The 20,247-nt window shown below is 68.3% G+C and carries 17 protein-coding genes and 3 pseudogenes; 7 read left to right on the forward strand and 13 right to left on the reverse strand.

Features of this window, described 5'->3' with window-relative positions; translation table 11 throughout:
- Positions 1-125: 125 nt before the first annotated feature.
- Both ACP4E5_RS01050 and cydB read left to right on the forward strand, forming a co-directional pair.
- On the forward strand, positions 126-1,679 hold the full coding sequence (locus tag ACP4E5_RS01050; protein ID WP_425824761.1) for a cytochrome ubiquinol oxidase subunit I: 1,554 nt from the start codon (positions 126-128) through the stop codon (positions 1,677-1,679).
- A gap of 45 nt (positions 1,680-1,724) precedes the next feature.
- The gene (gene cydB / locus ACP4E5_RS01055; RefSeq protein WP_425824762.1) at positions 1,725-2,786 is read left to right on the forward strand and encodes a cytochrome d ubiquinol oxidase subunit II; all 1,062 of its coding nucleotides are present in this window, start codon (positions 1,725-1,727) and stop codon (positions 2,784-2,786) included.
- A gap of 206 nt (positions 2,787-2,992) precedes the next feature.
- Here the strand turns inward: cydB and ACP4E5_RS01060 are convergent, their stop codons facing one another.
- From ACP4E5_RS01060 to ACP4E5_RS01080, 5 genes and pseudogenes are all read right to left on the reverse strand, one after another.
- Complete coding sequence (locus tag ACP4E5_RS01060; RefSeq protein WP_425824763.1) at positions 2,993-4,168, reverse strand: globin domain-containing protein; 1,176 nt, start codon at positions 4,166-4,168, stop codon at positions 2,993-2,995.
- A gap of 71 nt (positions 4,169-4,239) precedes the next feature.
- Positions 4,240-4,399, reverse strand: a pseudogene (locus ACP4E5_RS01065) (transcriptional regulator); the annotation flags it as partial.
- A 743-nt stretch (positions 4,400-5,142) separates the two neighbouring features.
- On the reverse strand, positions 5,143-5,886 hold the full coding sequence (budA, locus tag ACP4E5_RS01070; RefSeq protein ID WP_425824764.1) for an acetolactate decarboxylase: 744 nt from the start codon (positions 5,884-5,886) through the stop codon (positions 5,143-5,145).
- Positions 5,883-7,541, reverse strand: coding sequence for an acetolactate synthase AlsS (gene alsS, locus ACP4E5_RS01075; protein WP_425824765.1), 1,659 nt, complete (start codon positions 7,539-7,541; stop codon positions 5,883-5,885). Before alsS ends, budA begins: the two co-directional genes overlap by 4 nt.
- A 309-nt stretch (positions 7,542-7,850) precedes the next feature.
- Positions 7,851-8,650, reverse strand: a protein-coding gene (locus ACP4E5_RS01080) for an IS5 family transposase (protein WP_425824945.1) whose coding sequence is annotated in 2 segments (ribosomal slippage) — positions 7,851-8,302 and positions 8,302-8,650 — 801 coding nt in all. Because the reading frame shifts where the segments join, the coding sequence is not laid out codon by codon here.
- Between the two features lie 402 nt (positions 8,651-9,052).
- On the opposite strand from ACP4E5_RS01080, the pseudogene ACP4E5_RS01085 reads away from it, so the two are divergent.
- A pseudogene (locus ACP4E5_RS01085) lies at positions 9,053-9,346 on the forward strand (transposase); the annotation flags it as partial.
- A gap of 193 nt (positions 9,347-9,539) precedes the next feature.
- Here ACP4E5_RS01085 and ACP4E5_RS01090 read toward each other — a convergent pair.
- Entirely contained in the window at positions 9,540-10,028 is a 489-nt protein-coding gene (locus ACP4E5_RS01090; RefSeq protein WP_425824766.1) for a hypothetical protein, read from the reverse strand.
- A gap of 92 nt (positions 10,029-10,120) precedes the next feature.
- Between ACP4E5_RS01090 and ACP4E5_RS01095 the strand changes: the two genes are divergently transcribed.
- Complete coding sequence (locus ACP4E5_RS01095) at positions 10,121-11,509, forward strand: SPFH domain-containing protein (protein ID WP_425824767.1); 1,389 nt, start codon at positions 10,121-10,123, stop codon at positions 11,507-11,509.
- 58 nt (positions 11,510-11,567) lie between these two features.
- On the opposite strand, the gene ACP4E5_RS01100 is transcribed toward ACP4E5_RS01095, so the two are convergent.
- Positions 11,568-11,903 carry a helix-turn-helix domain-containing protein gene (locus ACP4E5_RS01100; RefSeq protein WP_425824768.1) on the reverse strand — a complete coding sequence of 112 codons (336 nt, stop codon included), beginning with the start codon at positions 11,901-11,903 and terminating at the stop codon, positions 11,568-11,570.
- A gap of 43 nt (positions 11,904-11,946) precedes the next feature.
- On the opposite strand from ACP4E5_RS01100, the gene ACP4E5_RS01105 reads away from it, so the two are divergent.
- Positions 11,947-13,653 (forward strand): IS1182 family transposase, encoded by a 1,707-nt coding sequence (locus ACP4E5_RS01105; protein WP_425824769.1) that lies wholly within the window; start codon positions 11,947-11,949, stop codon positions 13,651-13,653.
- Here ACP4E5_RS01105 and ACP4E5_RS01110 read toward each other — a convergent pair.
- Complete coding sequence (locus tag ACP4E5_RS01110) at positions 13,605-14,153, reverse strand: helix-turn-helix domain-containing protein (RefSeq protein WP_425824771.1); 549 nt, start codon at positions 14,151-14,153, stop codon at positions 13,605-13,607. The two genes, ACP4E5_RS01105 and ACP4E5_RS01110, sit on opposite strands and share 49 nt — an antisense overlap.
- Before the next feature lie 92 nt (positions 14,154-14,245).
- On the opposite strand from ACP4E5_RS01110, the pseudogene ACP4E5_RS01115 reads away from it, so the two are divergent.
- Positions 14,246-14,806: pseudogene (locus ACP4E5_RS01115) on the forward strand (transposase); the annotation flags it as partial.
- A 32-nt stretch (positions 14,807-14,838) separates the two neighbouring features.
- Here the strand turns inward: ACP4E5_RS01115 and ACP4E5_RS01120 are convergent.
- The 5 genes from ACP4E5_RS01120 to ACP4E5_RS01140 all read right to left on the reverse strand — a co-directional run bounded on the left by ACP4E5_RS01120 (position 14,839) and on the right by ACP4E5_RS01140 (position 19,287).
- The gene (locus tag ACP4E5_RS01120) at positions 14,839-15,204 is read right to left on the reverse strand and encodes a transposase (RefSeq protein WP_425824772.1); all 366 of its coding nucleotides are present in this window, start codon (positions 15,202-15,204) and stop codon (positions 14,839-14,841) included.
- On the reverse strand, positions 15,092-15,529 hold the full coding sequence (locus tag ACP4E5_RS01125) for an SsgA family sporulation/cell division regulator (protein WP_425824773.1): 438 nt from the start codon (positions 15,527-15,529) through the stop codon (positions 15,092-15,094). Before ACP4E5_RS01125 ends, ACP4E5_RS01120 begins: the two co-directional genes overlap by 113 nt.
- Positions 15,530-15,589: 60 nt before the next feature.
- A complete protein-coding gene (gene mreB, locus ACP4E5_RS01130; protein ID WP_425824774.1) occupies positions 15,590-16,621 on the reverse strand; it encodes a rod shape-determining protein in 1,032 nt (343 codons plus the stop codon).
- An 81-nt stretch (positions 16,622-16,702) separates the two neighbouring features.
- Complete coding sequence (locus ACP4E5_RS01135; RefSeq protein WP_425824775.1) at positions 16,703-17,998, reverse strand: sensor histidine kinase; 1,296 nt, start codon at positions 17,996-17,998, stop codon at positions 16,703-16,705.
- A 107-nt stretch (positions 17,999-18,105) separates the two neighbouring features.
- Positions 18,106-19,287, reverse strand: coding sequence for a peptidoglycan-binding protein (locus ACP4E5_RS01140; protein WP_425824776.1), 1,182 nt, complete (start codon positions 19,285-19,287; stop codon positions 18,106-18,108).
- 231 nt (positions 19,288-19,518) lie between these two features.
- Between ACP4E5_RS01140 and ACP4E5_RS01145 the strand changes: the two genes are divergently transcribed.
- The gene (locus ACP4E5_RS01145) at positions 19,519-20,187 is read left to right on the forward strand and encodes an RNA polymerase sigma factor (protein WP_425824777.1); all 669 of its coding nucleotides are present in this window, start codon (positions 19,519-19,521) and stop codon (positions 20,185-20,187) included.
- Positions 20,188-20,247: the final 60 nt, after the last annotated feature.

The following is a 20,247-nucleotide window of genomic DNA, read 5'->3' on the forward strand; positions in this document are numbered from 1 at the left end:
TCCACTTTGGGCGGCGAAGCGTCCACTTTCGCCGGGGGGTGCCGGACCGGTCGGGGTGTTGGGTGGGAGACGGATGCCCGTGCGTGTCCGCTCCCGGAAAACCGTACGCAGGATGAGGTAACGCAGTGGATTTGGCGCTGGCCCCGGACACCATCGCCCGGTGGCAGTTCGGCATCACGACCGTCTACCACTTCCTCTTCGTCCCACTGACGATCTCGCTGTCCGCGCTCACCGCGGGCCTGCACACCGCCTGGGTGCGGACCGGCAAGGAGAAGTACTTCCACGCCACCAAGTTCTGGGGAAAGCTCTTCCTGATCAACATCGCGCTCGGTGTCGCCACCGGCCTGGTGCAGGAGTTCCAGTTCGGCATGAACTGGTCGGACTACTCCCAGTTCGTCGGTGACGTCTTCGGCGCCCCGCTCGCGATGGAGGCGCTGATCGCCTTCTTCTTCGAGTCCACCTTCATCGGACTGTGGATCTTCGGCTGGGGGCGCCTGCCGAAGAAGCTCCACTGCGCCTGCATCTGGATGGTCGCCCTCGGCACGGTCCTGTCCGCGTACTTCATCCTGGCCGCCAACACCTGGATGCAGCACCCGGTCGGTTACGCGATCAACGCCGACGGCAGCGCCCAGCTCACCAACATCTGGTCGGTGCTCTTCCAGAAGGCCACCGTCGTCATCTTCGCGCACACCATCACCTCGGCCTTCCTGACCGGCGCCGCCTTCATCGTCGGCGTCGCCTCCTACCACCTGTGGCGGGCGAAGAAGAACCCGGAGAAGGCCGCGGCCGACGGCGGCAAGACGGTCGCCGCGATGCGAACCTCGCTGCGGATGGGGCTGATTGTCGCGATCATCTCCGGGCTCGGAGTCACGCTCTCCGGCGACCAGGTCGCCAAGGAGATGTTCAAGGAACAGCCGATGAAGATGGCCGCCGCCGAGGCGCTGTGGGACGGCCAGAACGGCGCGCCCTTCTCGATCTTCGCCGTCGGCGACGTCGACGAGGGCCACAACAGCGTCGAACTCTCCATCCCCGACATGCTCTCCTTCCTCGCCGACTCGAACTTCGACAGCTACGTTCCCGGCATCAACGACACCGCCCAGGCCGAAGCCGACAAGTACGGCGGACAGCCCAGCGACTACATGCCCAGCGTCTTCGTGACCTTCTGGGGCTTCCGCGTCATGATCGGATTCGGGATGGTGTCCTTCGTCGGCGGCATCGTCGGCCTCTGGCTGACGCGGCAGAAGAAGTTCCTGGCACATCAGTTCCGCACCGGCGAGTACGAGGTCCCGCGCCTGATGCTGACCAAACAGCGGGAACTCGGCCCCACCCTCACCAAGTGGGCCTGGCGCTTCGGCCTGCTCACCATGACCTTCCCGCTCATCGCCAACTCGGCCGGCTGGATCTTCACCGAGATGGGCCGCCAGCCCTGGGTGGTCAACGGCCTGATGACAACGGCCGACGCGGTCTCCCCCAACATCAGCCCCACCGAGCAGCTGATCGGCCTGTCCGTGCTGACCGTCCTGTACGCGGTTCTCGCCGTGATCGAGGTGAGGCTGACGGCCCGACACATCAAGAAGGGCCCGGACACCTCCGAGGAACCCCCGTCCCAAGACCCCACCCTGCGCGGCCCGTCCGCCCTCGACGAGGACGCGGACGCCGAGCTCACCTTCGCCTACTGAGCACCCGCCGACCGCCTGCACCGCCCCGGAAGAGACGACAACGCCGTGACCCTCCCCGACTTCTGGTTCATCCTCATCACCGTCCTGTGGACCGGGTACTTCTTCCTGGAGGGATTCGACTTCGGCGTCGGGATCCTGCTCAGGGCCCAGGCCCGCAATCCCGGCGAACGCCGTCTCCTCATCAACATCATCGGCCCCGTCTGGGACGGCAACGAGGTCTGGGTCCTCACCGCAGTCGGCGCCACCCTCGCCGCCTTCCCCGCCTGGTACGCCCAACTGCTCTCCGGCTTCTACTTCTTCTTCCTGGCCATCCTGGTCTGCATGATCATCCGAGTGATCGCGCTGGAGTACCGGGCCAAGCGCGAGGACGCGCGCTGGAAGAAGAACTGCGAAGAAGCCGTCTTCTACACCTCACTGCTCCTGCCGTTCCTCTGGGGCATGGTGCTCTCCGGCATGACCGACGGCATCGCCCTCAACTCCCAGGGACACTTCGACGGTTCCATCTGGTGCCTGTTCACTCCGTACAACATCTTCGGCGGCGTCTTCTTCGTCCTGCTGAGCACGCTGCACGGCGCGCTGTTCGTCGCGCTGAAGACCCGTGGCGTGATCCGCTACGAGTCCGGCGAACTGGTACGCCTGTGGTCCCCGGCCATGGGCGTCATCTACGCCGCCTACCTGCTGTGGGGCCTCGTCGGCACCGGCTCCGGCCTCGCACTGGTTTTCGCCGGGCTCGGTCTCGCGACGCTGCTCAGTGCGCTCTACTGCAACTTCAAGAGCCGTGAGGGCTGGGCCTTCGCACTCAACGGCATCGCCATCGCCGGGGTGATCGCCACCCTGTTCGCCGGGATGTTCCCCGACGTGATGCCCTCCACGCTGAACGACTCCTGGTCGCTGACCGTGACCGGCGCCGCCTCCAGCCACTACACGCTGACCGTGATGACGATCGTCGCGGTCATCTTCGCCCCGCTGGTCATCGCCTACCAGGCATGGACGTACTGGGTGTTCAGGAAGCGGATCGGCGTGCGCAACCTGCCGGGCGAGAACACGACCCCGGCGCAGCCGGCCGTGATTCCCCTTCCCCTCGACAGGCCAAAGCCGGGCAATTGAGGTGCTGTCGCGGGACGCGATCGGGGCGGCCACTCCGTATCTGCCTTTCCGTCTTGGTGGGAACCTGCGTTGGGTGATGGCGCATGCCCGACGGTGAACGGTGCCGGAAAGCCGTGCGTGCGAGAACGGTATACACGGATTGAAGTGGCGGAGGCTGGACACGAAGCGTCATCACGCCGCCGCGCCAGCCCCCGACACCCTGAGGTTTACAGTCCCGCCAGCCAGAAGTCGGGGCCGAAGACCTCGTAGTGGATGTCGGCCGATGCCACGCCCTTGGCGACGAGCTGTTCGCGGAGTGTGCGCATGAAGGGCAGCGGGCCGCAGAGGTAGGCGTGTGTACCGGGGGCGAGCGGTACGTCGGTGAGGTCCGCGAGGCCGTGGCCTGCTTCCTCGTACCAGAAGTGCGCCTGGGCGGACGGGAGTTTGGCGGTGAGGGCCTCATGGTCGGCGCGCAGTGCATGTGTTGCGGGGGAGCGGTCGCCGTGGACGACCGTGACACCTCCCTGGTGGTCGCGAGCCACGAGGTCCTCAAGCATGGCGAGCATCGGGGTGACGCCGATACCGGCGGAGGCGAGCAGCAGCGGGGCGTCGGTGTCACGGAGGACGAGGTCGCCGTATGGTGCGGAGACGCGGAGTATGTCGCCCGCGCGGACAAACTTGTGCAGATGCTGCGAGACCTCCCCGTCGGGCGTGCTTTCACCGTGTACTCGCTTCACCGCGATCGACCGTGTCGTCGCGTCGGGTGCACTGGTCAGGCTGTACTGGCGTATCTGGCGTGCGCCGTCGGCCAATTCGACCTGCACGGACACGTACTGGCCCGCCTTGAACGAGGGTGCCGGGGCGTCGTCGGCCGGCTGCAGCAGGAGCGCGCAGACATCCGGTGTCATCTCAGTCCGCTCCACCACCTCCCACTCGCGCCACACGTCACTGGCGACGATGCCCTGCTCCGCGTAGAGCCGGTCCTCGATCGCGATGAGCGCGTTCGCCATCAGCCAGTACACCTCGTCCCATGCGGCGGCCACCTCGGGCGTGATCGCGTCGCCGAGCACCTCGGCTATCGCGGCGAAGAGGTGCTCGTGCACGACCGGGTACTGGTCGGCGCGTACCCCGAGGGATGCGTGCTTGTGTGCGATGCGGCTCAGCATCACGTCGGGACGGTCGTTGGGGTGGTCGACAAGGTACGTCGCGAACGCCGCGACGGACCCGGCCAGTGCCTGCGGTTGAGTGCCGGCCGCCTGGTTGCTGCGGTTGAACAGGTTGCGGATCAGGTCGGGGTGGGCGGCGAACATCTTCTTGTAAAAGAGCGGGGTGATGTCCCCGATGGCGGCCCCGACGGCGGGCAGGGTGGCGCGGACGGTGGCGGCCGACTGGTCGGTGAGCATGAGCGAGCTTCCTTATCTTGCATTCAAGATGCGTAGTTGTCGATCTGCGGAGCGAGCGCTGTTGAAGGCGCTCAAGTTGGATCAGGTTTGGCGACGGTGAGCCGGGTGAGTTCCGCGAAGTACGCCTCCTGCGACCGGCGCGGCGCGCCCCACAGGTCGGCACGCCGAACGCAGCGGGCACGGCGTGGCGCCTTCGCAGTCAACGACATCACTGGGACCTTCCAGCTCACGCTCACGACCTACCCGACCTGGAGGGCAGCGCGCCGGGGTGGTATTGGCGCAGGTGCAAGTGGGAGTGTCCGTCAGGTCCATGTCGGCGTTCGATCGCTCGTTGACGCAGGAGGGGATTGGGCCGTCGTTCGTCAGGGCTGACGGCACAGGGGTCCGTGTCGCCGGAGCTGTCTCCAGGGAAGGCGACGCCATGGGTTCCGGGGCCAGAGGGGGCGCGGAGGGTTACCCAGGGGCGGTGCTGGTGGCTTGGTCGCCGGGGGCGGAGGTGATTGTTTTCCCGTCACTCCGGGCGGCCGAGGTCGGTAGATCGGTCACAGGTTTGCCTCCTCGGTGCCAGGCGATTTCGATGATCATCGCCAATCGGCAATAGAGATGCCGTTAACACCATATGTCCGCAATGGGGATATTTAAGCCACAGGGGTAGGTGCGGGCGCGATACCCCTTGGGACCACCCGCGTCAGCAGTGATCAGCAAGCTGGCGGCCCGCGGGGAGTCGTGCCGACAAGGCCTGGCTTTCCAAAGTTCTTCGGTTGCCGAGGTACGGTCTTCTCCCGGTCGAGGTGGACGTGGACCGTGGAGCGGGGATGCCGGCTGAGGAAGGTCGCGGCAACACGGCTGTTTCGGGAGTACCGGGCCCAGACCCTCGCCCGTATCCACCATCTCGACCAGCGCCGACGACAGATGCGGCAGCAGGGATCTTTGAAGACCCATCTTCCGGACACACCGCAGAGCGGAATGGGCAACTATGAGCCAACTCGCCTTCCACCCTCTGCCCTGCGGATCTCTGCGTCGGTATCCGGGCGTGTCAGGTCCGCGTGGAGGAAGGCGTCTGTGCGGGGCAGGTCGAGGTGGATTCCGGGCTGTGCGGCGATCTGTACGGTGCCGGAGGCGACGACGAAGTCGAGGACGTGGCCGCCGCCGTCCTTCGTGTCGGTGAGGAAATGCAGGTGGTCGCCGGCCACTGCGATGCCTTGGGCGAAGGCGGGGGTCCGAAACCCCACAACCGTGCCGCGCACGTCGGTGAACCGATGGACCGCATCCTGGTCGGTGGCCGTGGCGAGTGGGACGAAAGGAGGGGATTGGCGGCTGACAGTTCGGGTGGTCACCGAGCCGAAGTGGCCGTCCACGCGGATCGCGTAGAAGAGGTTGGGGCTGGGGGTCATCAGGCTAACGAGCCGCTCCAGGTCGGTGAAGCGGAGCGGCTCGTTGATCGACTGCTCGTGGTCGGGGCGGAAGAAGGTAACGGCCGCGTACGGGGTGCGTACCGTGGGGGCGGCGGGGGCAGCGCTGCCGTCTGAGCGCAGCTGATGGAACTGTCCGTCGACAGCGACCATTTCGCCGTCGAGGTGGTTGAATGTGCCGAGCCCGAAGTCCCCGTGCGCGGCGAGTTCGGCCAGAGTCATCTCGCCGTCGTAGACGCCGTCAAGGAGCGCGCCGATCGTCGCCGTCTGGAAGAGCCCTTGGCCTACCGGGGGCGCGCCGTTCACTGGAGCACCTCACTGTGCAGGGCCGTGGCGAGCGCAGCGTTGTCGCGGTAGTCGACCGGAATGTCAACGACGACCGGCCCGGGTGTGGCGAGCGCCTTGGCCAGGACGGGGGCCAGCTCATCGGGCGAGGAGACGCGCAGCCCGGTCGCGCCGAACGACTCGGCGAAGCGGACGTGGTCCACCGGGCCGAACTCGGTACCCGATGTCCGCCCGTACTTGGCCTGCTCCTGGAAGGCGACCATGTCGTATGCGCCGTCCGCCCAGACGAGGTGTACCAAATTGCAGCTGAGCCGCACCGCCGTCTCCAACTCGGCTGCGGAGAATAGGAATCCGCCGTCGCCGGACATGGAGACGACTTTCTTGCCGGGCCGCACGAGGCACGCAGCGATCGCCCAGGGTAGCGCCACGCCCAGGGTCTGCTGGCCGTTGGAGAACAGGAGCTTCCGCGGCTCGTACACGCGGAAGTTGCGGGCCGTCCAGATGTAGAGCGACCCGATGTCACAGGCGACGACGGTGTGGTCGTCGATGGCTGCACGTAGCTCGCTCAGCAGCCTCAGAGGGTGGACTCGGTCGGGGAGTTCGGCGTGCGCCGTCGCGTCGGCCTCTGCCAGGCGGCCGCGCTGCGCGTCCACCATGTCTTGGGTGTCCGAGTTCAGGCGGAGGCCTTCGACGAGAGCGGTGAGAGCAGCGAGGTTGTCCTGGATGTGGCCGCGTAGTTCGATCTCAGGGTGGTAATGGTTGTCGATGTCCGCCGGTACGCAGTCCACGTGGATGATGTGCCGCTCGCCAGATCCGTTCCAGTGTGCGGGGCCGTACTCGACCGGGTCGTAGCCGACGGCGAGCACCACGTCGGCTTCGTCCAGCAGGACGTCGCCGGGCTGGTTACGGAAGAGCCCGACCCGGCCGAGGAAGTGGTCCTCCAGGTCGCGGGAGACGAGGCCCGCAGCTTGGAAGGTCTCCACGACGGGGAGTTCGGTGGCCCGCAGCATGTCTCGTACCGCAGCGCAGACGTCGGGGGCGCCGGCGCGCATGCCCGCCAGGATCACCGGCGTCCGGGCAGTGGACAGCAGCCTCGCGGCGTGCTCCAGCTCGCCCCGGGGCGAAGCCCCGAGCCTGGGTGCCCCCGCCGCTCGCGCGGCAGGGGCCTTGACTGTCTCCGTGAGCACGTCCTGGGGGATGGCGACGGCTGTCGCTCCGGCCCGTGCGGTGGCGGCCGTGCGGAAGGCGTTGGCTAGGGCCTCGGGGATGGCGTCGGCGGTGCCGACCTCTGCCACCGACTTGGTCACCGCACGAAAGAGCGACTCGACATCCACCTGCTGGTGCGTGCGCTTGAGTCGTTCTGTGCGCCCGACCGCGCCGACGAGAGCGACCACGGGGTCTCCCTCGGTGGTGGCTGTCATGAGCCCGGTGACGAGATTGGACGCACCCGGTCCGGACGTGACCAGACAGACCCCGGGCGTGCCGGTCAGCCTGCCGACCGCCGCGGCCATGAAGGCGGCGTTCTGCTCATGCCTGCAGACGACGAGATCGGGGTCGCCATCGACCAGGCCGTCGAAGACCGCGTCGATCTTTGCTCCCGGAATACCGAAGACGTGGGTTACCCCCTGAGCCTCCAGCTCCTTGACCACTCGGTGGGCTGCTGTCCTGCTGCTCACTGAACTTCCTCCTGCGTCAGTTGCTCGATCTGCACATCGATATGCGGATCCAGAGCAAGCCTCTCCCTCTCCCGCTGCGTGTCGAATGTGACCAAGGACCTTGATCCACAAGATCAAAGCCCTGAACCTGCAGTGCCGTTACCCGGAGCCGGCTGAGTCGGGGCAGGCCCCGCGAGGTCGCCACCGGCCGCGGTGCCGGGTACGTGCCGTGCCCCCGCCGAGCCGGAACCGCGCTTGGTGTCCGAGGAGTTCGCAGTGGTCCGCTTCGGCCTGCCCCGTCCGTTCCTCGAACCCATCTAAGACGTTATCTCATTTGGTGAGTCTGCGGTAGCAGATGAGGGTGCAGGCGATGCTGGTGAACGCGAGGAAGTGGTCGGCCTCGCGTTCGTATCGGCGGTGGAGTCGCCGGCATCCGGCGAGCCAGGACATGCTGCGCTCGATGGTCCACCGGTGGCGTCCGAGTCGCTGAGAGGTCTCAATGCCCTTCCGGGCGATGCGTGGCGTGATGTTCCTGCTGCGCAGCCAACGACGCAACGCCCGCTTGTCGTACGCCTTGTCGGCATGCAGCTTGGCCGGGCGGCGCCGCCGGGGACCGCGGCGGGACCGGATGGGCGGGATGCCACGCACAAGCGGCTCGAGTGCCTGGCTGTCGTGGAGGTTGGCTCCGGAGATACCGATGGACAGGGGCAGTCCGGTTCTCTCCGTGATCAAGTGGATCTTCGACCCGTACTTCCCTCGATCCACAGGATTCGGGCCGGTCAGGTCCCCTTTTTCATGGCCCGCATGTTCACCGAGTCGATGGCGCACCGCGACCAGTCCAACTCGCCGCGGGCGCCGAGCTCGTCGAGGACCAGGCGGTGCAGCTTGGCCCAGACCCGGGCCTTCGACCACTCCGCGAAGCGCCGGTGGGCCGTCGCTCCCGACGGCCCGAACGAGGCCGCCGGGAGCTGCTGCCACGTGCAGCCCGACGTGGCCACGAACACGATTGCAGCCAGTACCTCCCGGTCACCGTGCCGACGCCGACCACCGCCCTGCGGTCGGCTCGGCGCCTCAGGCACCACCCGCTGAAACAGTTCCCACAACTCGTCCGGCACCAACCGCTTCACGATTCCCACAACCGCAGACTACCGAACCAGCCAAATGAGATGACGTCTAAATGCCGACCGAGGTGCGTTGGTGGAGGCGCCGACTCCGCCAGGTCCTGCAGTGCCGCGACGCCCGCTCGTGCAGCTGGTATTACGGCGGTGACTGGCACGCAGTCAATGCGCTGGCGCTCGACGCCCTACGGCACGTTCGCGCGGAGTGACCGGCGACGACTTGGAGGACTTCACTAACGCCCAGCCCCCCACCCCGTCCCCCGGTCGCGTCCGCTCCGTACGCCACCTCGGCTCAACTGATACGCGTCCGTCATGGGCACGGCCATCAGCGTCAACGCGAGCGCCGCCCTGCCCCGACATCCCCGGCCCGCACTCCCTCACCGTCCTCGTCTGGCTCGTCTCCTTCACCGCCCTCGCCGTCTTCCGCACCGCCTGCGCCGTGGATATGCCGCCGCGATCAGGCACGCACCCTTCGACATCGAGATCCGCAAGGTCATTTGCTGGACGAATGCGATCGAGAGCGTGAATGCCCGTATCCGCAAGACCGTGAGGGCCCGCGGCCACTTCCCTTCAGGACGTGCCGCGTTGAAGTGCGTCTACATGGCGCTAGTGAGCCTGGACCCAGCCGGAAGGGGCCGGCGCCGCTGGGCGATGCTCTTGGAGGCGCCGCTCGTCGTCTTCCCAATCGCATTCGACGGCCGCCTCACACCCACCGGCCAGCGACAATCCGTTAAGGTGACACGCCATTTTCTGGCGCGACCCGATATCGGCGCATTAAAGCTGCATCTCGGGATGAAGTGTGAAGATAGGACGACCTCTGAAGGCGGTGGGACGTTACGAGCTTTCTCGGCGGTGTCCCCTCGGGGCGGGCGGCCCCTTCTCCCGCATGGATGAACAGCTGTCAGGAGCCCTTCGCCTTTAGGGTCCAGGCGCATGAGGTGGACACGGTCAGGCTGTGCGTGCCGGAGCCGGAGGCCTCCATGGAGTCCGAGCCGCCATCGCCCAGGACGTTGGCGTAGCGCGTGCCGTCGACTCCGTCGTCGATCGTGAAGTAGCCCTGTTCGCCCAGGTTGGAGCAGTCGTAGGTGTAGTCGATGGTCCAGTTCGCGCCGGTGGCGAAGTCGTCGGTGGTGTACGAGGAGGTGCCGCTGGTGTCGACCAGGGTTCCGCCGGAGGGCGAGGACACCGAACTGCCTGGCGAGGCGGCGGCCGACGCGTGGGTGCCGGTGTCCGATGCCGACGCGGTCCCGTCCGACCGCGACGGCACCCAGAACAGGACACCAGCGCCGATGAGGGTCAGGGCGAGGAAGATGCGGGGCGCGCTGAGGGTGAAGCGGCGGCCGGGCGGCCTGCGGTGCTCACCGGAGCGCCCAGGGAAGACATCGGACATGAAGGTGAATCCTGACGAGTAGGTCAATTGGCGTACTATGGACCTTATATGTCTGTATGTCACATAGGCATGCACTTGCGGAGAGTGGAGCGATGAGCGCCGACGTTTCGGAAGGCCGCGCGGACGGGGCCGACCCGGCCCCCAAGGACAACGACCGTCGCCAGAAATGGAATCCGGCGAAGACCGGTGAACAGGGCATCCCGCTCGACATGCTCTTCCGGGGTGGCCCCCTGGACGCGCCGACCGCCACCGCGGCGACGTCGGCGCAGGCACCGACGCCCGGCCCCTCCCTGCTCCAGTTCGCCGACACCCAGGCCCGGCCCGCAGTCGACACGGCGGAGCTTCAGGCCCGCAACGACCGCCGCGCGGCGGCGGAGGGCGCTGGCGCCGTGACCGGCCCGGTCCCGGTGGTGACCACGACCGGTCCGACCCCCGTGACCGCCACCGGGGCCCACGGCCGCACCACCGCCAAGCGCGCACCCCAGGTGGACCGTTCCTTCGCCGAATCCATGGGGCGTGGCCCGAGCGGCTGGTGGGGTGTCGCGGTCGCACTGCTCGCCGTGGGCGGCGTGCTGATGGCGCTCGCCCGGGGCGGTGTTCTCGTCGACGGGGCCTGGGCCGCGATCCCGGGCGGCAACGAGTACGGCAGCATGACCACCGTCCTGTGGGTCGCGGGCATCGGCTGCGCACTGCTCTTCGCGTTCGCTCTCGCTGGCCTGACGACCGGCCGCGAGGGTCAGGCGATCGTGCTCTCCTTCTCCGGCGCTTACAAGGGCACGGTCCGCCGCACCGGGTTCCGGTGGGTCAACCCGCTGCTGCTGCGCCACCGGGTCGACGTCCGGCTGCGGCACTGGCGCTCGGCCCCGGTGTCCTGCAGCGACAGCCAGGGCGTGTCGCTTAACGTCGTCGTTCTGATGGTGTGGCGGGTCCGTGACACCGCCCGCGCCGTGTTCGCCGTCGAGGAGCACGAGTCGTACCTGGCCACCGCCGTCGAGGGCTCGGTCAACCGTCTTGTCTCCCAGCTGCCTTGTGACGTCTTCGCCGGTCCCGGCCCTTCACTGCGTGACGGTGAGAAGCTCGCCGAAGAACTGACCGCGGCCGTTGCCGCCGAGGCCCGTGCGGTCGGCGTCGAGGTGTACTCGATCCAGGTCTCGCACCTCGACTACGCCCCCGAGATCGTCTCCGCCATGCGCCAGCAGCAGCTCTTCGCGCTCGACACCCAGCTGCGCGAGGCCGTCGTCGACAACGTGGTCACCACCGTCGACGACACCGTCAGCCGGCTCACCGAACGCGGTATGGTGCAGATGGACGAGGCTCAGCGCGCCGCGATGATCCACGATCTGACGGTCGCCTTCTACGCGGCCCGCGGCGCGGCCCCGCTGCTCGCCAAGGAATCCCCGCGCGCCGAGGCCGACGGTGTGGAGGAACGCCCCAAACCGGGCCGCGCTGCCGCCCGGCACCAGCATCGGCGCGGCAACTGACGTGCGACCGCTCCCTGAAGGGGAGAGGGTTTTGGCCTTCCGGTCGGGTGCTGCGCCACTACGCGGTGCAGGTTCCGGCATGGAGTCCGTGACTTCCCGCTTTTTCGCGCCCGCCGTGGCACTGGGCCTTGGTCTTCTTCGGTTGGCGGGGCACGGTCTTGGTCTTGTCGAGGTGCCCGTACACCGTCGAGCGGCGGATGCCGAACATGTCGGCGATCTGCTGAATGGTCTTCTCACGCTCGTCGTAGAGGCGTTGGGCGAGCACGGCCTGGTCCGCGGTGAGCTTCGGTCGGCGTCCGCCGAACCGGCCGCGGGCACGTGCCGCAGCGAGTCCATCGTTGACTCTGTCGGGGATCTTGGAGTTTCCCGGCGTGGCAGCATGATCAACGGGCATGCTCGGGTGGTTCCGCCGACCGATGCAGTTGTCGAGGTGCCCGTTGTCCCTGCGCCCGCGTTCCGGTGAGCACGTCCCGTCTCTGACTGCGCAGGTCGCGCGGGCGAGCAACCCGGGTGGTACGACGGCGATATGGGTACGCGACCGCCTCGATGGGCTGTGGTGCGACGAGGACTTCGCCGACTGGTATCCCCGCGACGGGCGCCCGGGTCTCTCACCTGCACAGCTGGCCACCGTCTGCGTGCTGCAGTTCCTGCTCGGACTGTCGGACCGGCAGGCGGCCGAGGCGGTGCGCTGTCGCATCGACTTCAAGTACGCCATGGCCATGGAGCTGGACGATCCCGGCTTCCACCACAGCGTGCTGGCTGACTTCCGTGACCGTCTCACCGAGGACGACCGCGCTGACCGGCTCCTGGACCTCGCGCTGGCCCGCCTCAAGGAGGCCGGTCTGGTGCGCGAGCGCACCACGCAGCGAACCGACTCCACCCACGTCCTGGCCGCGGTGCGTGACCTGACCCGCCTGGAGCTGATCACCGAGGCGGTCCGCGCCGCGCTCGAAGAAGTCGTCGGCAGCGCCCCGCACCTGCTCGATGAGTTGGTCGATGAGGACTGGGGGCGCCGCTACGGCCGGCCGGTCCGCCTGGGCAAGAACCCCACCAAACCGAAGACCCGGATCCTTGCCACCGGAGGTGACGCCGTCCGGCTCCTGGAACACCTCTACCGGCACGGCACGGACCGCACGTCCGGTCCCCGTGTCCAGGCTCTGCGCCAGATCATGGTGCAGAACTACCACCATGACGCCGCAGGACACCTGCGCTGGCGCACGGCCGAGAAGGAAGACGGACCCGGGCTGCCGCCCTCGTCGCGGGCGATCGTCTCGCCCTACGACACCTCGGCCCGCTATGCACGGCACGGACACATCATCAGCTGGAAGGGGTTCTCCGCCCACTTGACCGAGACTTGTGCTGCGGATGGCCCCAACGTGATCACTGACGTGGCCACCACAGCGGCTACCACCCACGACAGCCAGATCCTGCCGGGCATCCACACCCGTCTCGCCCGACGCGGCCTGCTGCCCGCCGAGCACCTGGTCGACGCCGGCTACACCTTCCTGCCCCACCTGGAACAGGCCGCCCGCGACCACCAGGTCACCGTCTCCGGGCCGCTGAAGAGCAACCCCACCCGCCAGCACCGCCGAGGCGAGGGCTTCGCCCGGGACGACTTTCACATCGACTTCGAGCGTCGGCAGGTCACCTGCCCCCAGGGGCAGGTCAGCGCGGGCTGGCATGGCCCCTACCCGACCTCCTCACCCACCGCGGCCCCGCTGATCGTGGCACGGTTCACCAAGAGCCAGTGCCAACCCTGCCCGGCTCGCGCTCAGTGCACCACCTCCCGCGAAACCCACCGCACCGTGGGCTTTCCTCCACGAGAGCTCCGCGACCTGCAACTCCGCGTCCGCACCGAGCAACAGACGCCCGAATGGAAGGCCCGCTACGCCGTCCGCTCCGGAGTGGAGGGCACGGTCAACGAGTTCGCCCACGGACACGGCATGCGACGCTGCCGCTACCGAGGACAGGGAAAGGCCCACGTCCAGCACGTCCTGACGGCCATCGCCGTCAACATTGAGCACCTCAGCGGACTACCACCGACCGAACAAGCCCCCACACCCCGGCGACCGACTGCCTTCCAGAGCTACCTCGATCAACGCGAGATACCCCGGCCGAAATCCTGGCGCACCCTGGGGACTTGACCTGCCAGCTCCAAGATCCCCGACAGAGTCAAGCCCACGACGTCGTAGACCTTCTCCACGAACAGCGGGTCCGTCGACAGCTTGAAGGTGTCTGCCAGATGCGGCTTGAGCTGGAACTGCCGCCAGATCCGACCGACCGTGGACTTCGACAGACCACTGTGCTCGGCCATGGACTTCCGTGACCAGTGGGTGGCGTTCTTCGGCAGCTGTTCCAGCGTGGTGACCACAACCGCTTCCACCTGATCGACGCTGATGGTGGGCGGCCGGCCCGGCCTGGGCTCATCCACCAGGCCGCCCAGCCGCTGAGCGAGGAAGCGCCGCCGCCACTTGCGGACCGTGTCCGCACTCACCCGCAGATCCCGGGCCACCCCGACGATCGACGGCATGTCAGGTCCCGCACACGCCAGCACAATCCGCGCCCGCAAAGCCAGAGCCTGGGCCGAATTCGCCCGACGGGTCCACCGCTCCAACTCTGCCCGTTCGTCATCGAACAGAAGCACCGGCTCAAGCCTCGGGCCCCGACGAGGAACTGACACACCACCAGAAGAAGTCACACAACTACTAACGAGCAACTACTGGCGCAGGACACTAGAGCGGCGGCGTCCGCCTCACCCCGCAGGCACGGTCCGAGCGACATCTGAGTGGCAGCGAGCGCGAGGAGATATCCCGCGGTATCGCCGCCGGGGAATCGGCCCGGCAGCTGGCCAAGCGGCTGGGCCGATCCCCTTCGACCGTCTCCCGCGAGATCTCCCGCAACGGCGGCCGGGACCGCTACCGAGCCGCCACGGCCGATGCAGCCGCCTACGAACGCGGGCGCCGACCCAAGCAGGCCAAGCTCGCCCAACGGCCTGCTCTGCGCGCCTTGGTGGAGGTCAAGCTTGCTTTGTGCTGGTCGTCCGAGCAGATCGCAGGATGGCTGCGACGACAGTTTCCTGGTGACGCCTCCATGCAGATCTCGCACGAAGCGATCTACCTCTCGCTCTACGATCCCCGCGGCGCCAGGCGATCGACCGCAGCCTCACCCAGAAGCTGCGGTCAGGCAGGCCCACGCTGTCCGAAGATCGCCCGCCGGCCCACCGGGCGGGGCATCATCCGCGGCATGGTGTCCATCACCGCCCGCCCCGCCGAGGTCGAAGACCGCAAGATCCCGGGCGGATGCTCACTCAGCGGGCGCACTGGTGACGTTCAGACCGAGCTCCTCCGGAACCCTGGACGGGTGCACCCGGAGCGACGTTTGCCGTCCGAAGCGTTGTCTCCCGGACACACTCCCGCCCAGGAAGCCAGATGACCGGAGGTCGGGAAGATCTCTATGTCGAGTCCGACCTCCGCGGCCAGGGCCTGGACCGTCTTGGCGTCAACTGCACGTACGGCCCAGGCTCGGCGGAGAGAAGAATCCCGCCGGGCCTGAGTCGCACACGTACGCCGGTGAACCGTTCGCTCAGATACGGCCTTCGAGCAGCAGATCCAGTTCGAGGTCGAGGCTGACGTGGTCCAGCTCCTGACCGCGCGGGACCAGCGCCAGCGAGCTGTGAAGCCAGGCGCCCAACTCATCTGCGGGGGCGACGAGTTCGGCCCACTTGTCCGGCGTCCGGAGCGTGATGCAGACCACCGGGAGTCCGTTCGCGAGGCTCGGCGAGATCTCTACGTCGCCCTCGCCGGCCGGTGCCCAGATGCCGTCCAGGAGCAAATCCCGGGAGAAGGACCAGGTGGTGGAGTCCCCGTTGCTGAGCACACGGAATGCCCCCACCACTGCGAACGGGTCGGAGGTGTTGTAGGTGAACCTCGCCTCGACAGGGGTCCAGACGCCGGGCCCGACGACCATATGGATCGGGATGATGCGGCTGAGCGAGACAGGGAGCGGCGGATGCCAGAACAAGGCGTTGCCTTTCGCGGGAAGAGGGGACGGAATGGGAGGGGAATGGAGTGAGCGGAAGGCTCAGGCGGCCTGCGACGCCGCTGACGCGATCGCCTTGTAGTTCTCCGCGCACCTGCCTGCGCCGACGGCCGCACAGTGAGTGGGATCCTCGGGGACGAACACAGGGAGCCGAGTGGCCGCGGCGATCCTGCGGTCCAGGCCGGGCAGCAACGCGCCGCCCCCGGCGAGCACGATGCCGTGGTCAATGATGTCGCCGGCCAGCTCAGGTGGACAGGTGTCCAGGGCAGTCCGGACCGCGCTCACGATCTCCTCGACGGTCCCCCGCAGGGCGCCGCGGATCTCGGCCTCGGTGACGTCGATGCTGCCGGGTATGCCAGTCTCCAGGATGCGCCCGCGCACCGGGTGGGGCGAGGCCGGTTCTCGGCCGGGCACCGGCCCCGCGGTGCCGATTGCCAGTTTGGTGGCCTCTGCGGTCTGCTCGCCGATCTGAAATCCGTGCCGCTCCTTCATGTGCGTGGTGATTGCCGCGTCCATCGTCTGCCCGGCGGTGCGCAGCGAGTACGAAGCGGCCAGGCCGCCGATGGAGACGATCGCGATGTCGGTGGTGCCGCCGCCGATATCCACGACCATCGAGGCGGTCGGTTCGTGTACCGGGAGTCCGGCGCCGATCGCGGCGGCCATCTGCCCTTCGACCACGGTGACTTGGCGGGCCCCGGCCGCCTGTGCGGCGGTGGTCAGCGCGGAGCGTTCCACGGAGGTGATCGCGCTGGGCGCGCAGAGCACGATGTCCATACGCCGCCTTCGGCGCCCGGTGGCCCGGCGGATGAGATGGGTGAGCAGCACCTCGGCCGCGTTGAAGTCGGCGATCGCGCCGCCCCGGATGGGCCGGATCACCTGGAAGTGCTCGGGGGCGCGGCCGATGGCCTTTTTGGCCTCGTCGCCGTAGGAGATCACCGCTCCGTTGCGGACGTCGGTGACCACCACCGATGTCTCATTGAGGATGATCCCCTGCCCCTGGGCGTACACCAGGGTGTGAGAGGTACCCAGGTCGATGGCCAGGTTACGGCCTCGGGCCGTGAGTTCGCTCGGCATGTCCGCGCTACTGCCTTCCAGGAGGGCTCCGCGTGCCGGGCTCGGGCCCGCACACTGGGCGCTTCCGAGAATGACGCTGGGTCAGATCGGGGTGGAGCCGCCCAGGTGGACCGCTTGTCCACTTTCGGCCGGGCCTGTGTCATCCAGGGTGGCAGGCTCGCAGGGCAGGCTTGCCCAGGTGGCGAACCCGCCATCTGTCTGCGCCTTGGCGTCCAGGGTGCCGCCGGCCTCGGTGACGGCGGCGCGCAGCGTGGCCAGGCCATGCCCTGTGCCAGCCAGTGGGCGGGCGTGGGCGGGGGTGGGGGAGTCCGGTGTGGGCGCGTCGTTGGCGATCCGCACCCGCAATGCGCCGTCCTCGTACCAGACGGAGACCGCGGTCCGTGCGCCGTAGGCATGGCGCAGACAGTTCATCAGGGCCTCGCGTACCACCCGGCAGGCGAGCTCTTGGGCGTGGGCCGGGATGAGTGGGGAGTCGACCGCGAGCCGCAGCGACACCGGCTGGCCGTACCTCCGGTACTCGTCTACCAGGGCGGTCAGCCGGTTGAGTCCGGGCTCGGGCTCCTGCTGTCCCGTCGCGGCGTTCCCGGTCTCATCGTCCATGTGGTCAGGGTCGTCCTCGCGGAGCAGGTCGAGCGCGGTCTTCAGCTCGCGCATCGCCTCCGCGCCGGTGTCGGCGATCTCCATGCAGAGCTGGGCGGCCCGTTCGTTGTCCTGGACGCGCAGCTCGACAGCGCCCGCCTTCAGGCACATCACGCTGATCCGGTGGCCGACCCCGTCGTGCACGGTCTGCGCGATCGCGCCACGGGCCCGCAGCATCCGCTCCCGGTGCGCGGCTCGCAGGAGTTCCTCCCGCTGCTCGCGGTTGCGGCGTTCGGTCAGGGCCAGTTCGCGGTAGTGCTGCACGGACTGCTCGTAACCGTTGACCGCGATCGCCGTGGCCACCGGGAAGAAGGTCATGGCCAGGCTGCCGACGACGGTCCCGGCAGGCATCCCGTACGGCAGCGGCACCCCCCCGGCGTTCGCCAACCAGTACGCCAGGTAGGGCAGCGGCAGCAGGATCGCCAGCGGCCACCACAAGCGGCAGCGGATCAGGACGTAGACAGTCAGGCCGAGCGCCGCCGAGGCCGCGCTCACCGTGAAGGCGCACACGCCGGCCAGCGTGATCAGTACCGGGTGGCGCCTGCGTGCGAGGAACAGCGCGCAGGCGATGACCCCGATGGCGCAGCCGGCGAGGCGGGCCTGCAGGGGGAAGGGGCCCTCCAGGGTGCCGAGCACCGTCAGTACGCCGATTCCGAGTGCGTCTTTGCCGTTGCGGTTCCATCGCTGGTCGAGGGACCGGACCGCGGACAGCAGCGCGGGAGGGACTGTACGCCGCATTCGACGCCCCTCCTCGGCTACCGATGTGCATCACTAACTGCCTGAACGATAGCAACACATTGGATAAAGGGTGTTTAGGTCTTTTGTCACCTCTTGTGTGGGTGGTCTCAGGAGAACAGCAGTGCCCAGGTCTGAGGTCCCGGAATGCCGTCGGCGGCCGAGCCGGTCCAGCCCTGTGCCTCCTGGAAGGCCTGGGTCGCGTCGCCGTCGGCGGACTGGGTCCAGGTGGGGCCGGGGCCGGAGGTGTAGTAGGAGCCGTAGCCGTTGGCGACGAGCTGTTCGCCGAGTTCGGTGACGTACTCGTTGGACTCGCCCGGTCCGAAGTACTGGGAGCCGGGGAACGGGTGGTCGCCGCCCGTGTCGTCCGGGGTGTCCGAGGACGCCCCCTCCTGCAGGAGGGTCCAGGTGGTGGGGCCGGGGATGCCGTCGGCGTCGGAGCCGGTCCAGCCCTGTGCCTCCTGGAAGGCCTGGGTCGCGTCGCCGTCGGCGGACTGGGTCCAGGTGGGGCCGGGGCCGGAGGTGTAGTAGGAGCCGTAGCCGTTGGCGACGAGCTGTTCGCCGAGTTCGGTGACGTACTCGTTGGACTCGCCCGGTCCGAAGTACTGGGAGCCGGGGAACGGGTGGTCGCCGCCCGTGTCGTCCGGAGTGCTGCCGGTGATCAAGTTGTCGTAGCGGTACGGCATGTAGCCCGTCGTCGAGGAGTAGTACGGGTACGGGATGGCGTGCTTGACTGCGCCGTTGTCGCCGCTTTCCTCGATCGCGTAGTACTGGGTGTGCGAGGAGTTCGCCCAGCCGTCGAAGATCACCACATGGCCCGCGGACTGGGACAGCAGCACGTCGCCCGGCTGCAGCTGGGATTCGCTGATCGAGGACGCGTAGTTGGTGAGATTGCCGGTCCAGGCGTTGGTGTTCAGGCCCCAGGCCATCGAGACGAAGCCGGAGCAATCGGTGCGGTAGCCGTGGTAGTAGTCCGACTGGCTGTAGGGGATGCCGGCGTCCACCCACGTCATCGCGCGGGCGATGATCTGGTCCCCCGTCAGCGAAAGGGACTGCGACGGCATGGAGTTGTCGGTGCCCGACGTGGTGGCGGCGACCGCGGCCGGGGCGGCCGGGGCGGCGGAGGCGGCGGTGGGGGTCACTAGCGCGAGGCCTGCGCCGGCCGCCACCGCCCAGGAGCGGGCGCGGCCTGGCTGGAGCGGGGGGACGGCCGAGGCGGGGGCGACGCCGCACCCTGCGCAGGAGCAGGTCTCGGTGACGTCGAGTTCGTAGAAGGAGGGGGTGGGGAGCATGTGAGGTCCGGTTCCGTGCCGAGGATCTTGACCTACCGAGACTTGCGGTACGGGGGCAGGGGTGTCAGCACACGCACGGCCAGACAAGATCAACTTATGGGGCGGCGGAACGGGACTGATGATCGACTCCGCGAGTGGGGACCCGCGTACTGACGTGCTGTCATCGTCCGGCGCCCCATTGTCATCTTCCGTACCGCGTTCCCTCCGGGCCGCCGGGGAGAGCATGGAGACATGACCGGTACGGCGGAGCGTGACGAGGCGGTCCGCCAACTGTGGCTCCTTCACCACGACGAGATCGTGGCCTACGCCCGCGAGCTCCTCGGAGCCCCGGACGAGGACGCGGTCCAGGACCTGGTCGCCGAGGCCTTCGCCCGCCTGCTCGACGGACTGCCGGACGCCGCGGGCACCACGCTCGCGCTCCGGGTCCGCGTGGTCGCGATCCTCGGCGGTGTCGCGGCCGAGGAGACCGCCCTGCGGTACGTCGAGCGGGCGCGACCGCCGGATGAACTGCCCACCTCCGCGCAGCACGCGGCCGCTCTGGTCACCTGCCGCGGGGAGACCGACCCCGTGCTCGCCGCCGCCCCCCTCCACCGCTACATGGGAGACCCGAACGCACTGCTCGTCGAACGCATCGGCATGCACGCCGCGATCCGACGCGCCTTCGCCGCACTCTCCGACCGTCAGGCCAGCATGCTCGTCCTGGTGTGTCTGCGCGGGATGAGCGTGCCGCGCGCGGCCGAGCAGATCGGGGTCAGCGCGGGCGCCGCGCACGCGCTGCTGCGGCGGGGCCGGCACGCCTTTCGGCGCACTCTCGTCGAGTACGACCGGGCGTTGGCGAGCAGGGACGGACTGCTGGAGGTGCGGTGGCCGGAGAGGACGCCGCGCGGACTGATCCGTTGAGCACAGGCCGGCCCCCCGGCATGCTTCCCCGGCCCCGCTCTCGCAACCGGCCCCGAACGC

The organism is Streptomyces fractus (assembly GCF_049844455.1).
GTDB lineage: Bacteria > Actinomycetota > Actinomycetes > Streptomycetales > Streptomycetaceae > Streptomyces > Streptomyces fractus.